This window comes from Microbulbifer pacificus (genome assembly GCF_002959965.1).
Classification (GTDB): Bacteria; Pseudomonadota; Gammaproteobacteria; order Pseudomonadales; family Cellvibrionaceae; genus Microbulbifer; species Microbulbifer pacificus_A.
Map to the genome: position 1 here is coordinate 147,574 of NZ_PREV01000027.1, position 19,118 is coordinate 166,691.

Annotated in this window: 2 protein-coding genes; both read left to right on the plus strand. The window is 59.9% G+C overall.

Translation table 11 applies throughout. The features are described 5' to 3' along the window. Positions 1-198 precede the first annotated feature (198 nt). Positions 199-13,965, plus strand: coding sequence for an isopeptide-forming domain-containing fimbrial protein (locus C3938_RS11540; protein WP_158681661.1), 13,767 nt, complete (start codon positions 199-201; stop codon positions 13,963-13,965). Further along, complete coding sequence (locus tag C3938_RS11545; RefSeq protein ID WP_105103456.1) at positions 13,965-19,106, plus strand: OmpA family protein; 5,142 nt, start codon at positions 13,965-13,967, stop codon at positions 19,104-19,106. Before C3938_RS11540 ends, C3938_RS11545 begins: the two co-directional genes overlap by 1 nt. Positions 19,107-19,118 lie beyond the last annotated feature (12 nt).

Consider the following 19,118-nt stretch of genomic DNA (forward strand, 5'->3'; position numbering starts at 1 on the left):
GCTGCACAACAAGTTTGACTTGCTTCACGGTGCCAACTACCCCCTTCCAATAAAGTTCCGCGACCGGCCCCTTCCCCGGTGCTGCCGCCTGTGCGGCAGTTCTCGAAACACAATTTTGACTGGCAGCGGAACGCGATGAAGTCTGAAGTAACTGGGCGAAAATCATTCGGAAATGCACTGGCGGCACTGGGACATTCTGTGCGGTGGTTGCTCTCTGCTGCGCTGTTGTTGTGTTCGGGGCAGGCGTTGGCCGCGTATACCAACATGTGTGTGGTCGGCCAGGAGAATCCGACCAGCAGACTTGTGACCGTCCAGAACAGCTACTGTGAGTTCTGTGGCTATGGGTTTGTGGAAGTGCAGATCACCAACCCGTACCGCAGGGGTACCAATGCTGCCGATGGTGATCAGCCGTATCAAACGCAGGTGGTTCAGGAGTGGTACAACCCGCCGGGCCCGGGGGGCCCTGCTCTGTACGATGTTACTCAGAGCCGTCGCAATCCGAATTACGGATCGCAAAACCCTTCACTGGATTTCAATAATTCAGGCGGCGTAACCATTAGCTTGAATAATGGCCTGGAGCTGTATACGGAGGTTGTGGCGTCGCTGCCGCTGGGCGGAACTCTCAGCGGTACCAGCACCATTTCCGTGAACAATATGGCAGACCTGCCGCCTGGCCAGGTTGTTACGCTGCGTATACCCGTACACCGCAGACCCACCAATAGCCCGGAATCGCTTTTCAACACCAATCCCCAGGCCACGGCCACCATCAACTACACGATGGCGGACGGCTGTAACGATAATCCTGGTCGTAGTTATAACTGGCGAAATAACGGTTGGTACGACAATTTTCCGGGGAACGCGGATAATCCGCCCACCGATTTCTGGGAAAACTACAACCGTCCCCAAAACCAGCACACAGGCAGTGTGGATATCCGCGAGCCGGGAATTGTACTTAACAAACAGGGTTGGAACTACGACAGCGGCCAGCGTCGCGATACCCGCAGTGACCAGGTGTTTGGTCACAACGACGACGATATCGTATGGCGAATCAACGTCCGCAATACCGGTGACGCACCGCTGCAGGATCTGCGTATCGACGATCTGCTGAGCCGCGCGGATGTGATGACGGCAAACTACGTCTGTCCTTCCGCGGATGCTGCCGACACGGTTGCAGCCAACAACGGCGCGCTTCCTGTCGGGTCCAGCTGCGTTGCCACCGATGCCGCCACTGGCACGGTATTGAGCAACTGGGATGTGGATGCCCCCTTTGGTCACAACGACAATATTCCCACGCCCTATGCCGGTACCGTAAATGCGGTTGCGGCTGGTACCTCTAACGACGCCATTGATATCCGCCAGGGCGGCAATATTAATCTTTATGTGGTCGGCAAGATTCGCAATAACGGCTCTTGTACGGCTGGCCAGCTGGTCAACACCTTTAACGATGTGGAATTTGGCTGTGCGGTTCAATCGCCTCCCGGCGGTATTGATTCCAATCAGTCGGAAACCGCACGTCTCGATACCTACTACGGCCTCAACGGCGGTACCAGTGCATTGCGCGTGGAGCGCCAACTCACCGGTATTACCGGCACCGGCCCTGTGGGCATGCGCGGCCTGATGACCATTACCCTGCGCAACGAAGGGCGAGGCACCGTCTGGTTTGACCCATCCATGGCTTGGCATCTGCGCGATGAGCTGCCGGACGAATATGTGGTGGATCCCAGCTACGCGCCCAGAATTGAAGCCCAAAATTCCCTCTATGGAACATACCCGGGGCGCGTAGACACGCTGGAGTGGGTCAATGCCCAGGGGGCGATCCCCGGCGACATCAGCGATACCACCAGTTACCTGAATAACTCCGAGCCACAATTCAAGCTAACCAGCAGTACCACGGATACCGATGCGGACCAGGCCGAGGAAAGCACTGGCCTGATGCGTCATGGCGATGTAGTGGTGATCCGCTTTGCGGTAGTAATGAAAGCGGCCGAATATTTTGATCGTGCGGCGGACCTGGACGTATTGGAGGAACACCCGGCCGTTGCTCTGTTCAAACGCCCCGGAGAAAAAACCGATCCGGATTTGAATGGCTTTAGCGGTCTGGACAATATTGTGGAAATGCAGGTCAAGACACTCTGTAACGGCCAGGGTGTACTGCAATCCCGTATGACCGGCAACGGTCAAAACAATACCTTCGCGGCAAACAGCGGGGGCACTCCGGTACAGTTCTCGCCGGAAGAGCTGGATGTCAATATCGACCAGCCCACGTTCATCATTACCGACGACCGCAGCCAGACCACGCCGCTGTCGGTCACTCTGACCAACCGCGGTGGCGATGAAGCGCGGGACTTCCGTGTGTTCATCAGCTTTGGTGCCACCATCAATGTGGTTAATGACACGCCGCCGATGGGCTTCAGCTGCGCCGTGGTGCCGATTGCGCAAACCAGTGTGGACGGCAACGGTCGCCCCATGGGGCACCCGGATCCCTACAAGGTGTGGGCGGTGAACCCGGCACCGGATCAAGTCGACAAGATGCATATGCTGCTTCCGACCAACGGCACCGTGTATCAGTGTCAGCCGAGCGGATCACCGTTCAATGCATCACTGGCCGCGGGCGCCAGCGTGACGTTCGAGTTCGAGGTTAATAAAACCACCAACCCTGCGGGTATTGCCGCGGACGATCTGACCTTCCGTGCAGATGTGGTGGGCGAGATCTTCACCCTGAGTGATTTCGCAATCACACCGGCGCAAATCAACTACAGCACGACCAATGTCAATCAGGTCAATAACGGTGGTAACCGCAACGTTTCCAATATCACCGTGAATAATCCCACCGGGATCACCAATGGCCATCCGCTGTGGTTCCCGGCTCCGGGCAGTGCCAGTAACACCCGCAGCGACGGCGAAGTGGATCGCGGCAATCTCTACTCACTGGATGCACACTGGTCGCGCGGGATCGGTTTCAACCTGAAGAAAGATCAGGTGGCCGCCGGTGATACCGATTCCGGCAATTTTGGCGGGGTGCCGGATCTCGGGGTGTGCAACGAAAACGCCGCTGCCGTCACTCGCGCCCCGGCAAATACTTTCCCCGGTCAGACCAAGTCCGCCGAGCATGTGCAGATCGGTGAGGAATGTACCGTACGCATCCAGACCGGTGGCTGGTTTGGTTTCGACTCCCGCGGCTTCAACTTTATCGGTGTGCGCGATATCCAGGTACTGGATCTGATCCCGAACGGGCAGGGCTATATTTCCAGCACCACACCGCTGGTGACGTCGCAGATAGCCGGCGCAACCCAGGCACCGAATGATCCGAGTACCACCGCACTGGGTGAATTCAGTCCGTTCGGCTGGCGCTTTACCGGTACCGAGGCATCGGGTTTCAGCGGTGCACCGAATAGCGACTATGTTATCGACATCGATCAGTGGTTCACGATCAACAATACCAGCCGTTTACTGAACCAAACCCAGAACAACCGCGCCGCGCCCAACCTGCATGGCAGTGACAGTGCCAATGTGCTGGACTCTTCGTTTAAAGGGGTTTTCTTCAACAACAACACTGGCATCTGGGAAGAGTACGAGTTCGGCAGCTATGGCGGTGGCGAGACCGTGGGTTACCCCAAAGAGCCCATTCGTCGTGTGGATGTGGTGGTGACCGAACCACTCATCAATGTGGTGAAGGAAATCTGTGCAGCCTCTGATTTCAATGCGGCAACGGGAGCCTGCGGTGCCGGATGGACGGATGATTATCAGGGGGCGGTGACCACCAATGACTACATTTACCGTTTGACCGTCAACAGTGAAACCTCCGCAGATGGTCATCCGCGGCCCCCGGTCTACGATCTGACCGTAGAAGATTCCCTGCCGGATTTACTGTTTATTGAAGACCTGAATACCGATGGCATCGACAACGATGGCGATGGCTTGGTGGATGGCGCCGATCCCGATGGTGAGGGCGTTATCGTCGGCAACGTCATGAACGATGGCAACGGTACCACCATCACCTTCTCCCATACTCAGGGTGTGGACGGAATCGGTTTGCGTCGCCTGGAGTCGGGTGCCAGCGCGCATATGTATTACCGCGTAGATCCGGACGATCGTATTGCGCCGTCGGAAGTTCTCACCAATACCGTTGCTGTGACCTATTACGACTCGCTGGAAGGAAGTGGCAATGAGCACAGCAATCAGACCGTTATCATGCCGGGCAGTGGTGAGCTGGGCGGCGCGCGTATCTATCCTGCGGCAGCGGATGCCAATACCGAAGCACAGGCATCGCTGACCTTTAGTGAGCCTACCACCGAGCCGAAAACCATCACCGGTCTGTCGGAAACACCGCTCGCGGGCAGTGGTGTTCAGCCGGTTAAAATCGGCGAGGAGATCGAATACACACTCACCGCCGAATTGCCGGTGGCGCAGTTGCGTAACCTCACGGTTACCGATCAACTGCCCGCGGGCCTGGTGTGTGCGGATGCACCCACCATCGATCTGAGTACCGATGCGCCCTGGAGTGCCGCCGGGTTCAAGCGTCCGAATCTATCCAATGTGGGTGATGTTACGCCTGTCTGTAGCGACAGCCAGGTGCAGTGGTCTTTCGGCGATGTGGTGCTTACCAATCCTTCGCCGGACCGCGACCCGAACCGTTTCACGTTCGAGTTGAAATTTATTGCCCGGGTTCAAAACAGCGCGACAAATAATGACGGCACGGCTCTGATTAACGGCCAGCCTGCCACCAATGCCACCCTGGAATGGCGTGACGAAGCCAACAATGATCACAGCCTGGATTACGGCCAGGTTGAAGTGCAGGTAACTGAACCGCTTATTGCGCTGACCAAAAGCTGGGATGCCGTGGCAGATATGGATGCGGGTGATCTCGTTACCATCACGCTGACCGCAACCAACAATGGCACCGCCAATGCCTACAACCTGCGGCTCTGGGACGATCTGCTCGACAGCGAAATGACGTTCGTCGACACCAGCGTTACTGGCACTACACTGCCAGACAGTGTGGATACCGCTACCTTTGGTGCAAATCGCCCGGTGTTTGTATGGAATCCGGAAAACCCGCTGGCACCCGGTGCGAGCCGGGAGTTCAGCTTCCAGGTCCGCATCGACGATACGGCTCAGCCGCTGCAGCAGTTGAGCAATATCGCCCACGCCGCCTGGACTTCCCTGCCGGGGCAGAGCACTGCACTCAATCCTACTGGCGAGATTGGCATCGACGGCGACCTGGACGGCCAGCGTATCGGCGAGCTGCCCCATGCCGGTGACGGCATCAACGATTACGAGGCGAGCAGTAATACGGTCGATATAGAGCTCGCCGCGCTCGCCATTACCAAGCAGGACATCACCGTAAATGGCGCTACGGCGGAGAACCGCACTGTTGGTGCGCACCGCGAATTCCAGCTGGAAATCACTCTGCCCGATGGCATCAGCAATAATGTGCGTATCACCGACCGCCTGGCAGCGGGCGGTACCAGTTACGTGATGGCCCGCGATGCCAATTACGATATCCGCTGTACCTACATTGGCATCGAGCTGATCAATGGCGCAGCACCGGTGGATGGTGCGTGTAATTTCAACGGCGTTCCCGCCGCCGAGGCGACCGGCGATGTGGTGTGGAACATCGGCACCGTGGATACCGCAAGTGAGGACGATGCGGGCGCGACTCCGGTTGTTCCGACCATCACCATTCACTACTTCGCGCGTATCGATAATGAAATTGTCGAGACCGAAGATGGAGATACCCTGCGCAACGAAGCCACGCTGAATTACAGCAATGGTGAAACCGGCGCGGAAGAAGCGCTCACCGATACCAGTGTTGCAATTACCGCGGTAGAACCGGAGCTTGAGATTCTGAAAGCGGTCACCAACACCACAGGATCCGCCGGCCTCGCGCAGGGCGGGGATGTACTGGAGTATGTACTGACCATCCGTCACACCGGTGCCTCGACGGTCGACGCCTTCGACCTGAATGTGCTGGATATCCTGCCGCCGGAAGTGCGCTTCGACTCTTCCGTAGCACCGACGGCCACCATCAACGGCACCGCCGTGGCCGGCTTTGTCGCGACACCCGCGACGCCCGCGTCGAATCAGTTGGTATGGGGCCGTGAGAATGCGGACAACGGGCTGGATCTGCCGCTGGGTCAGACGCTGGAAATAACCTATCGCGCCAATGTGGTGTCGGTGTTCGGTCAGCCGGTGCTGAACGAAGCCTACGTGGACTGGACGTCCCTGAATGACGACGTCATCGGCCAGGACATATACCAGCGCCACGGCAGCGGCTGCCCCAGTGTTACCGATCCCAACAATTACTGTTCGGGGCCGGCGCAGGCGGCCATCAATACCGTAGACAACAGTGGTCTGCAGAAACGGGTGGTGAGTGACAGCTACGCCGACCCCGCGGACAACACTGTGCGCGTCGGGGACACGGTGACTTACCGTCTCGAAGTCAATGTGCAGCCGGGCACCACTAATGACGTGGTCGTCACCGATACCATGGCCACCGGTCTGGTGCTGGAGTCATTCAGTATTGATGACGCCGCCGGTGGCTATATGTTTACGCCGGTGAGCCAGCCCGCGGCCGGAGATACCTCGCTGACCTGGAATCTCGGCAACGTGACCCGCGAGCTCGGCACTGCCACACCACTGATTATTGAATATGTGGCGCGGGTGACTGAAGACCGCGGTATTCCTCATGTGGCGAGCACGACGCTCGATAACACCGCAAACCTCACGTACACCGATGGCAGTGGCAATCCGCCGACCGACCCTGCGGTACTGGCGCGACTGGAAAGCTCGGCCACGATAACGGTACTGCAGCCGGTCATCGACAGCCTGACCAAAACGGATCGCGACGGCCGCAGCAGCCCGTATCTGGTCAGCGACCTGGCCAACGATGTAATGCGCTTCAGCCTGCAGGCCTGTAACAGCGGTGCGGCACCGGCTTATGGTGTGCAACTCACTGATGACCTCGCCTGGGAAATGGACGAGACCTCGATCCAGAACCTCGAGGTGAGCATCGATGGTGCGGTGCTCGCGGCCAGCGATTACACCTACACGCCCGCGGCAGCTCGCGATGGTGATATGGCGTTCGCGCTGAATGTGCCGCTGGATTCGGGCCTGTGTGTCACCGTGAATTACGACATCGGCTTCCACACCGATGTGGGTGGCGACCGAAACTGGCAGAACAGTTTTGTCATCGATGAGTACTGGTCACTGCCGCCGAGCAACGCGCAGAAATATGCTCCCGTAACACTGCCGGCACCGTACCTGATGTCCACAGCTCCGGTCAGTCTCGATCCGCTGCAGAAACTGTTGCTGGCACCGGTCGATGGCACCGCGGTTGTCGGTGAAGAAGTGGTGTACCAGCTGCTGGTGCCGGCCACCAACACCAGTTCTGCCATTTACGACCTGACTGTCAGCGATGTGCTCGACCCGAGCCTGGAAATCATCAGTATCCAGGAGCTGGGCGGACTGCCGGTTACCGACAATTCCAGTGGTAACAACATCGCGCTGGCACTGGATCTGCTGCCGGCGGGTAGCCGCGCGCAGATCGAGATCCGCGCGCGCGTGGCCAACAACGCAGCCGCGCAGGAGGGGCACAACTTCGACAATGTGGCGAGCTTTACCTACGCAGAAACCGATGGCGGAACCCAGATCGACGGCGGTGCCGGAACGGCGCCCACGCTGACCGTGATCGAGCCGCAGTTGAGCGCGGCTAAAACCGTCGTCAACCAGACCGCGCCGGGTACCGAGCCCGCCGCAGGTGACGTATTGCGATTCACGCTGGATCTGACCGAGGCCGGCATCGCCGATAACAGTGCGGACGCCTTCGACCTGCTGTTGCAAGAACAACTGTCCCTCGGCCTCGAGTTCGTGCCGGGCAGTGCGACCTTTGCCGGTATGGCCATAGTCGATCCGGTGATCAGTGGTGACGGGCAGGCGGCGGCGCAGGCGCTGCGCTGGGATGTAGCTACGGCGGATCTCGATATCGCTTTCGGCACCAGCGCCACGCTGGTATTTGATGTACGCGTGCTGGAAACCGTGCTGGCGGGTGCGGACCTCTCTGCGGTGAGCCGCGTGGAGTGGACCAGCCTCGACGACGACAACAGCGGTGTTTACGAGCGCAATGGCAGCGGCGGCCTCAACGATTACTTTATCGATGGCACCACCGCCGCACTGGTAACGGCAAATACCACCACCCTGGAAAAACGGCATATAGGCGACAGCTACAACGCAGCCGACAAGCAGTTGCGCGTGGGCGACCTGGTGGAATTTGAACTGCGGGTGAACCTGCAGGAGGGGGCCCACCCCAATGCGGCCGTGACCGATACCTTACCGCAAGGCATGGTGTTCGAGCGCACCGTTTCCATCAACGGCGATACCAGTGCTCCGTTTGCGGCGGTTGCACCGTTCAGTCACGGCGAGGTGATGGAACCGGTACAGTCCGGTAACCCCGCGTCCGGTCCCACGACGGTCAGCTGGCAACTTGATGATTTGATTAACCAGGGTGATAACGACGCGACGAACGATGCGTTTGTGATCCACTATCTGGCGCGTGTTCTTAATCAGGACGTACACCCATGGCCCGCCAATAGCACGCCGCTTACCAATAACGCGGAGTACGTGTTCGAGACTGCCGCCGGCAGCGCCAGCATGACCTCGGCAGAGACTGTTGAGCTGTTGCAGCCGGAGGTGGCACTGGCCATCGCGGGCACGGCCGCCAACGGCGATGCGGTGCTCGAACCGAATGAACTCGTCGAGTTCACGGTTACCCTGACCAACACCGGCTCTTCGCCGGCCTATGACCTGGCCCTGCGCGATCTGGTGCCGGCGGGACTGCGCCAGGCAGGTGTGATGGTGGAAAGCACCACCATCAACGGTGGCGGTGTAGCCAATGTGACCCCGGTATACGACGCGGCGACCGGTGAAGTGCGCTGGGACTTCGTTGGCAGTGGCTATGCGATTCCCGCCGGCGGCATTCTGGAGATGACCTATCGCCTGCAGGCGGATGCCGATATCGGTGCCGGTCTCTCTATCGAAAACGGCGCTTTTATCGAGGTTTACTACTCTCTCGCCGCGGACGCGCTGCCGACCTTGGCGGCGGTGAATGTGGCCGAAGACATGCGCGAAGACTATGGTCCCACGGCACCACAGGGTGTCGCGTTCAGCACACCCAGTGCGGTGGATCTGGATATCGCCAACACCCAGGAAACGGCATCGATCGGCGAACCGTTCCGCTATCGCATTACCATTCCGGCCACCACCCAGGCGGCCGCGCTGAACGATGTGCAGGTGGTCATCGATCTGCCGGACACCGCGGAGTTGGTATTTGTCTCGGCCGAGAAAGTTTCCGGCAGCGCCAGCTTTGCGCCGGTAAATACCGGTACCGGCAATCAGCTGATTATTGAAGACACCACCAACGGCATCGATGTGCCTGCGAACGAGCAGGCGGTAGTGGATGTGATCGTGCGCCTGCGGGATGTGAATCCACCGAATGCGGACGGCCAGACGTTCAATAGCAGCGCCACTTACCGCTACAACTTCGTCAATGATGACCCGGCCAGCGGCCAGGGTGCCGGCGGCGGCAATGCTACCGCGGATATGACCGTGGTGGAGCCCACCGAACTGGTGATGACCAAATCCATGGCCAACGGCGCCAGCACCATCCAGTCCGGCCTGTCGGGGCGCTTCCTGCTGGATGTGCACAACCGCGGCACCGGTCCTGCCTGGGATCTCACCGTGCGCGACTTCCTTCCCAGCACGGCGCAGGGCGGTCTGTGTGCAACGCCGCCGGCCAACTTCGCCGCGACCATTCTGGACGCGGGTGGCAATGCGGTGTCGACCCTCACTGAAGGCAGTGATTTCACCGTCGCGTTTGACGCTGATGCCTGCACACTGACGTTTACTACACAAGGTACAAATGCGCCTGTGGCCGCGGATTACCATGTGCAGTTTGCCTACGATGCGTGGCTCGACGACAACACCGTGGATGGCACGGCGCTCGATAATGTCGCCGGCGTCGAGCGCTGGTACAGCTGGGACAGCACTGGTCCGGATGCGCGTATATACGAGCGCGCCTATGCCGCGAATCCGCCCGATGGCACACCGTCTGTGGAAGACCATGAGGACGTATTCACTGTTACCGCCGCAGTGCCGAGCGTGCTGTTTGAGAAAGTAGTGGAAAACATCACCACCGGTGTCAGCCCGGCAACCACCGCCACTCCCGGTGATCTGCTGCAGTACACCGTGACGCTGCGTAACCTCAGCGATCTGGAGGTAGAAAACGTCTCTGTGATCGATGAACTGGACCGACTGAATGCACCGGCATTCTTCGCGCCGGGCACACTGCAGCTGATCTCCGCACCGGCAGGCGCGGATACTGCGGCGACCTCCGCAACTGGCGGTGCCAATGGTAGCGGTCTGGTGGATGTGCGCAGCCTGACTCTGGGCGGCGCCGGCAGCGGTACGGAAGAAATCCAGCTGGTGTATCAGGTGCAATTGGTGGGCGTGATCGACAACGGGACCGCCGTGCTGAACCAGGCGCAGGTGCAGTTGCCGGGGCAGCCGCTGATCAACAGTGACGACCCCAACATCAACGGCGCTGCCGACCCGCAGGTGACGGGAGATGAAGACCCTACCCGCGTGATGATCGAATCCGCACCGGTGCTGAAGGTCGAAAAACTCTCCGAGGATCTCACCGGCGAGCCGGACAGCCTGATGCCGGGCGATACCCTGCGGTACACCCTGCGGGTAGAAAATATCGGTAACGAAAACATGCTGGAGGCCAGCCTGCGCGATCAGGTGCCCGCCAACACCACCTACGTTGCCGGTTCTACCACCCTGAACGGCGCGGCGCTGGAAGACGTCAATGGCAGTACTCCGCTGGTGCAGACTCTGGTGATCCACTCCCCGGGTGCGGAAGCCGGTGAACTGCAGGCGGACCCAACCGCCAGCGGTGCGCAGGCTGCGGTAATCACCTTTGATGTGACCATCAACAACGTCAACGACGGCACGGTGATATCCAACCAGGGCTTTGCCAACGGTGTCGGCGCGGGCAGCGGCAATACTCCTGTCGACGAGCAGCCGTCTGACGACCCCACCACTGAAGTGGCCGACGACCCCACCATCGACATCGTCGGTAATGTTCCGTTGCTGCGCGCACAGAAAACCGTACAGCTGGCAGTGGACAACATGAGCGCCGGCATCGTCGACCCGGAGGACACACTGCGTTACACCATCACCATCCGCAATATGGGTGGCAAGGATGCAACGGAGGCGCGCTTTGTGGATCTGGTGCCCGAGCACACCACCTACGTTCCCGGCAGCACCACACTGAACGGCTTTGCGATCGCGGACAACGGCGTGGATTCACCGCTGGTTACCGGTATCGCCATCAGCAGTGAAAACCTGACACCGCCGCTGCCCGCGGCAGGTGAGGGGGTGCTTACCACCGCGCAGACTGCCACCATCGTGTTTGATGTGAAGGTGAACGCGGATACCGAGCGCGGCACCATCATCAGCAACCAGGGCAATGTTTACAGCCTCGAATTGCCGCTGACCCTGACCGATGCAGATGGCAACAGCAGCAATGGTGCCCAGCCCACCGAAGTGGTCGTGGGCGATGCCCAACAGCTTTCCATTACCAAGGAAGTTGCGGTTGTCGGCGGTGGCGCGGCGGAGTCCGGCAAGGTGCTGGAATACATCGTGCGCGTGACCAACATCAGTGCCGTGCCCGCGAGCCTCGTGACCATCTACGATGACCTGCTGGTGGCCGGTGAAGGCGTGCTCACCTATGTAGCAGACTCCGCGCGTCTGAACGGCCAGGCCAACGGTGTAATGGTGGACGGCCCGCTGATCACCGCGGACTACAGTACCAACTACGGAGACCTGCAGCCGAGCGAATCCATCACCCTGCGCTTCGAAGCCAAGCTGGGGGATAACCTGGCCATGGGTTACTCGGTAGTGAACACCGCTCAGGTGAAATGGAACGATCCGCCCGCCTACAACGAGGCCACCGTGGCCATCGACATCGGCGGTACCCCGGGTATTGCCAACCTGTCCGGTTACCTCTGGCACGATGTGAATTTCAGCGAGACCGCCGACAGTGAAGAGCAGCTGCTCACCAACTGGAGCGTATCGCTGTACTTTAACAGTGCGCTGCTGGAAACCGTGCAGAGCGATGAGAATGGCTACTTCGTGTTCGACGGTCTGGTGCCGAACATGGACGGCGAGAACATGGGCGGTGCCGCTTACGAGTTGCGCTACCTGGCACCCAATGCCGTGGACTCCACCGCGTCCCTCGGTATCGCAAGCTCCGACTACACCAACGGTCCGCAGCAGATCCGCGATATCTACGTGGGCTCCGGGGCCAACCCGCAGAACCTGAATCTGCCGATCACCCCGAACGGTGTGATCTACGATTCCGTACTGCGTGCGCCGATCAATGGCGCCCGTGTGCGCATGCTGCAGGCGTCCAGCGGCCAGCCGCTGCCGGACAGCTGTTTCGAAGATCCCAAGCAGCAGAACCAGGTCACCCTCACCGGTGGTTTCTACAAGTTCGATGTGAACTTCAGCAGCGCTGCCTGCGCGGTAAACGCGGACTACCTGATCGAAGTGGATGTGCCGAGCGAGGATTACGTTTCCGGTCCGTCGCAGATCATTCCGCCGCAGACGGGTGTCGATACCGGCAGCTTCGATGTTGCCGCGTGTCTCGGCAGTACCGCGGACGCGATACCGGGTACTGCGGATCACTGCGAAGTGCAGATTTCCGTACTGCCGCCATCCATTGATCTGGATGCGCGCAGTGCAGAGACCGACTACTACCTGCGCCTCAATCTGGACGATACCAATCAGCCCGGAAGCAGCCAGCTGTTCAACAACCACATCGCGCTGGACCCGCAGCTTGAAGGTGCACTCGCGCTGACCAAAACCGCGGCCATGCTGAATGTGACTCGCAGCCAGCTGGTGCCCTACACCATCACCTTCAGCAACTCGCTGCCGGTGCCGCTGACGGATCTGCAGCTGGTGGATTACTTCCCCGCAGGCTTCAAGTACGTGGCTGGTTCCGCGAACCTGGACGGCCTGCCGGTGGAGCCGGAAGTGAACGGTCTGCAGCTGCAGTGGCCGAGCCTCCGCGCAGAGCCGGAGCAGACCCACAGTCTGAAACTGCTGCTGGTAGTGGGCTCCGGTGTGGGTGAGGGCGAATACGTCAACCGCGCACGCATGTTCAACGAACTCTCCGGCCAGCAGACCTCCGGTGAAGCGATGGCCACGGTGCGCGTGGTACCGGACCCGACCTTCGACTGTACCGACGTGATCGGCAAGGTGTTCGATGACAAGAACCTGAACGGTTACCAGGACCAGGGCGAAGGCGGTGTGCCCGGGGCTCGCGTGGTGACGGCGAACGGCCTCAAGGCCACCGCCGATGCCCACGGCCGATTCCACATTACCTGTGCGGCGGTACCGAACCCGGACCGTGGTTCCAACTTTGTACTGAAGCTGGATGACCGCAGTCTGCCTTCCGGCTACCGCCTGACCACGGAAAACCCGCGAGTTCAACGTGCTACCCGAGGCAAGATGCTGGAGTTCAACTTCGGTACCAGTCTGCATCGTGTGGTGCGTCTGGACCTGGCGGAAGCGGTGTTCGAACCCGGTACCAGTGAGCTGCGCCCGCAGTGGCAATCGCGTACGGAACTGTTGCTGGAACGCCTGCAGGAAGCGCCGTCCGTGCTGCGTCTGTCCTACCTGGCGGAAAACGAAGATCCATCGCTGGTAGACGCGCGCCTTGAAACCATCAAGGCCCGTATCGCCGAGGACTGGGCGGCACTGGATTGCTGTTACCCACTCAATATCGAAACTGAAATTTTCTGGCGCCGTGGTGCGCCGCCCGAGCGTGGCGGTGTGCTGGACGGGCTCAAACGCAGTGTTAACCGCATGATCGGAAGTGATGATCAGGGAGGCGCCCGCTAATGCTCCGTCCTTCTAAAAATAAACTGGCCATTGTCATGGTGGCGCTTGTGAGTGCTTCGGCGCTCGCGCAGGAAGAAAGCAAAAAAGAAACTGCCTGGTGGCAATTGATCCCCGGCCTCTCGCCACAAGTGGAGAGCGGGGGTGAATACACCGAAAAGCCGCTGGGCAGTAATACAGAAACCACCCTGATTCCCAGCGTCGGCCAGTTGTGGGTACAGGATGCGGAATCCTTTATTGCCCCTGAAGAGGCGGTGCTGGAAAAAGACGTGCTGCCGCCGCTGCTGTATCGCGAGGTGGACGAGGAAATTGATCCGGCGTTGATCGCACAGTTGCGGGAACGGCTCGCTGCCCTGAGCAATGCCCATGAACTGCAACTGATTTTTACCGGTCATACCGATAGCGATCCACTGAGTGACGAACAGCAGTCTGAGTACGTGGATAAAACCGCGTTTACCCAGGCGCGTGCGCAACAGGTGGCGGAGTATTTCCAGACCGCACTGGAAATACCGGAAGACGCCGTCGTGGTGGAGGGGCGCGGTGACAGCGAGCCACTGACCGAGAACATCACCGAAAAGGGCCGCGAACTGAACCGCCGGGTGGAGGTGGCCCTGCGCTATTTCGAGTTGGATCAGGAAGCCCGCGATGCCCAGCGTCGTGCGGAGGCGCTGCAGCTCAACCGGGTAAAAGTCTGCCGTCAGGAAACGGTGTGTAAACTGCGCTACACCGCGGGCACGGATCAGCGCGCGCGCCTGAAGAATCTGGTATCGCCGCTGCGTCTGCAGCCTGGACAGGTGGATCTGCCGGCGGCGTTTGTGCGCCGTATTCAGGAAGTGCGCAATACCCTGCTGGACAGGCCCAATCTCACCATTCACTTCGTCGGCCATACCGACGGCGCGCCGCTGCCGGAGGGCCCGGCGGAGCTGTATGACGACCAGATGGCGCTGTCGCGCGCGGAGGCGCGCCGCGTTGCCCTGGCCGTTGCGGACCAATTGAACCTGCCGGGATACATGGTGACCAGCAGCGGCAAGGGGGCGACCCAGCCCATCGCCGCCAACGATACCGCCAAGGGCCGCTCTCTGAACCGTCGGGTGGAAGTGGAATTCTGGTACGACGATTTACTGGAGACCGCCGCCGACGGCGTGCAGGCGTGTCCGGAATCCGCCACCGCGGAAACCATTACCATCGCCCACGAATCCCCCACCGGCGATGTGCCGCCGATTTTTCTCGACGGTGGCGACCCGCAAATTTCCGGCGCGCAGCTGGCGCAGATGCAGCGCCTGATGGAAGAAGTGGCGGGCAAGCAAAACGTGCGCCTGAGCTTTGTCGGCTACAGCGATAACAAGCGCATGGAACGCCGCGAGGCGATGGTCTACGGCGATGATGTGGGTCTTTCGTCCGCGCGGGCGAAAAAAACCATGGAGCTGGTGCAGGAAAAGCTCGGCCTCGACGATAACCAGGTGGAATTTGAAGGCCGCGGTTATGTGGAATCCAAGGATGTGGTGCAGACCGGGTTTATCCACATGGACGGCGCCCGTGTGGAAGTACAGGTGCTCTACGATGAACTGGCGGTTCTCGCTGAACAGGACCGTCTGGAGATCGAGCGCCTGCAGCAGGAAGCCCTGGCCCACAACCCCTACGCCCTGAACCTGATGCGTATCACTGTCGATGGTGCACCGGAATACGATCCGCACAAGAACTCCGCGGACCTGCAGCGCTGTACCGACGTGGCGCTGGAAAATGCCAACATCCAGTTCCGCTTCGACAACCAGTCGATGCAGCCGCGCCTCAACGTCACCGCCTTCCCCAGCACCATCCGCTACGCGGACGATCCGGAAACAGAGCTGGTGGAGAGTCGCGTGCAGTTCAAGCGCTACACCAACTACCCCTCGTTCATTACCCGCGCGGAAGTGCGTATTTTCGAGGAGCAGCAATCCCTGCGCGACGCACCGCTGGCGGTGGTGACCCTGGACCAGAACGGCGAGGGCAGCTGGGACGCAGACTTCGACAGCTTCCAGGCTCCGCTGAAAAAACTGCAGTACGTACTGCGCGTATACGACTGGAAACAGCGCTTCGACGAAACCCGCCCGCAGACCCTGTGGCTGGTGGATAACTTCGAACCGCAACTGCAGGAAGCCACCACCGAAAAAGAACTGCTCGTCGGCTATGGTGAAAATCGCCTGGCGGAGCGCAATATTCCGGTAAACGGCAACGCGGTGCTGGTGAACGGTGCGGAGATCCCGGCCAACCACAGCGTGTGGCTGGCGGGCCGTAAAATTCCGGTCAGCAGCAGTGGCGATTTCGTCGCCGAGGAAATTTTTACCAAGGGCCTGCACACGGTGGAAGTGGCGGTGCTGGATGAGCAGGGTAACGGCGAGCTGTTCCTGCGCGACCTGGAGTTCAATCGCGACGACTGGTTTACCGTGGGCATTGCCGACGTAACCATCGCCCGCGACGACACCAATGGCCCGGCGGCGCTGGTCACCGGCGACCAGACCCACTACGACAATTCTGCGAGCTACGATGGCCGCCTGGCGTTCTACACCAGCGGCAGTTTCGGCGACGGCTGGCGTCTGTCCGCCAGTGCGGATACGGAAGAGGGGCCCATCGACCAGCTCTTCACGAATTTCATGGAAAAGGACCCCAGTGCGCTGTTCCGCCGTCTCGACAGCGATCTGTACTATCCGACCTTCGGCGATGATTCCACGGTTGTGGAAGACGCGCCCACGTCCGGCAAGTTTTTCATCAAGCTGGAAAACTACGACGATTACGCCCTCTGGGGTAACTTCAAGGCGTCTTACACCGACAACGAACTGGCGCATATCGATCGCGCACTCTATGGGGCCAATTTCCACTTCGAGACCGATGACGTCACCGATTTCGGCGACAAGCGTTTCGAAATGGATGCGTTCAGCGCGGAGCCAGGCACCATTGCCGGTCGCGATGAGTTCCGCGGTACCGGCGGTTCCCTCTACTACCTGCGCCACCAGGATATTCTCACCGGCTCCGAGCGCCTGCGTGTGGAAGTGCGGGACAAGAACTCAGGCCTGGTGCTGGGGGTGAAAAACCTTACCCCGGTAATCGACTACGACGTGGATTACATTCAGGGCCGCGTACTGCTGAACCGTCCGCTGTCTGCCATCGCGAATGACAACCTGATCGTGCAGGATGGTTCCTACAACGGCAATCCGCAGTATCTGGTGGCCCGCTACGAGTACACCCCGGGCTTTGATGATCTCGATACCCTGGCGGTTGGCGGGCGCGCCCAGTATTGGGTGGGTGATCATGTGCGTATTGGCATGAGCGCGAGCCAGCAGGATGAGGAAGACAACGAGTCGTCACTCAATGGCGTTGACCTGACCCTGCGCAAAACCGCCGGTACCTGGATGAAAGTGGAAGTGGCTGAGAGTCAGGGCAATACCCTGGAAAACCTCTCTTCCCTCGACGGCGGGTACAGCTTCAACCAGGGTGGGTTCGAACAGGGCGGCGTTGATCCGACCCCGTTTGACCCGGATGCCAAGGCCGGTGCGAACAAGGTCGAAGCCGCGCTGCAAATGGGAGATTTCTTTGAGGGCGCGCGCGGCTCCATGTCCATTTACGCCCAGCAGCGGGATGCGGGGTTCTCCGCGCCGGGCCAGCTGGCTACCCAGGAAACCGAACAGTATGGAGCGGTAATCAATCTGCCCATCGGTGAGCGTTTCGATGTAGGTCTGAAAATGGACAACAAGGAACAGCAGCAGGGACTGCAGACGGCGGCAACCGATGTGGAGCTGGGCTATCGCCTCAGCGAGCGCTGGCGTCTCGCGGCCGCTGCGCGTTCCGATTCCCGCGAGGACCTGTCACCGGTGGTGCCGGTTACCCAGAAACAGGGCGATCGCACCGACGTGGCCATCCAGGCCGGTTATGACTCCGGCGCGAACTGGAGTGCGTTCGGCTTTGTGCAGCGCACCGCGGAGTTGTCTGGCAACCGGGATGAAAACAACCGCGTCGGTTTTGGTGGCGCCTACCGGGTGAGTGATCGTCTGACCGTGGACAGCGAACTCTCCGGTGGAGACACCGGCAACGCCGCGCGTCTCGGTACGGATTTCCTGGTGACCGACCGCACCAATCTCTACCTGAACTATACCCTCGACAACGAGCGCACCGACACCGGCGTACGCGCGCGTAAGGGCAACCTCAACAGCGGTTTCCGCAGCCGCTTCTCCGACACCACGAGTATCTACGGCGAGGAGCGCTACACCCACGGCGATGTGTCCACTGGCCTTACTCACGCCCTGGGTATCGACCTGGCGCCGAGCGACAAGTGGAACTACGGCACCTCTCTCGAGGCGGGAACCCTGGAAGATCCTCGCACCGGTGCCGAGACCGAGCGCCGTGCCATGGGGGCCAGTATGGGTTTCAACGATGGCGACTTGCGTCTGTCGAGCGCACTGGAATACCGCATCGACAATATGCAGACCCTGTCCGATCCCGAGACGGTATTGGAAAACGAGCGCAAAACCTGGCTGCTGAAAAATGCCCTGAGCTTCCAGATCAGCCCGGACTGGCGTCTCGTCGGCAAACTCAACTACTCCGACAGCCAGAGCTCGGCGGGACAGTTCTACGACGGTAAATTCACCGAGGGTGTAATGGGCTATGCCTACCGCCCGGTGGAGAACGACCGCTGGAACACGCTGCTGAAGTACACCTATTTCTACAACGTGCCCACCAGTGATCAGGTGCTGGTGACCTCCAGCAGCAACAGCAGTGCCATCGATTTCGTGCAGAAGAGCCACATTTTCTCCGTGGACACCAACTACGACCTGACCCAGCGCTGGACTCTCGGCGCCAAGTACGCCTACCGCTTGGGGCAGTTGAGTATGGAGCGTGAAAATCCGGAGTTTTTCGACAGCAACGCGCATCTGTATGTCCTGCGCGCGGACTGGCACTTTGTGAATCAGTGGGATCTGCTGATCGAAGGCCGCCTGCTCGACCTGCCGGAAGCGGGCGATAGCCGCAGTGGTGCGTTAGTGGCGCTGTACCGCCAGATGGGACGGCATTTCAAGGCGGGTATCGGTTACAACTTTACCGACTTCTCCGATGACCTGACGGATCTGGATTACGACAGCCAGGGGGTATTCATCAACATGATCGGCAAATTCTAAGAGTCATTGCAA

Coding starts and splice junctions, on each gene's coding strand:
- C3938_RS11545 (WP_105103456.1), top strand. CDS start 13,965: ATGCTCCGTCCTTCTAAAAATAAACTGGCCATTGTCATGGTGGCGCTT.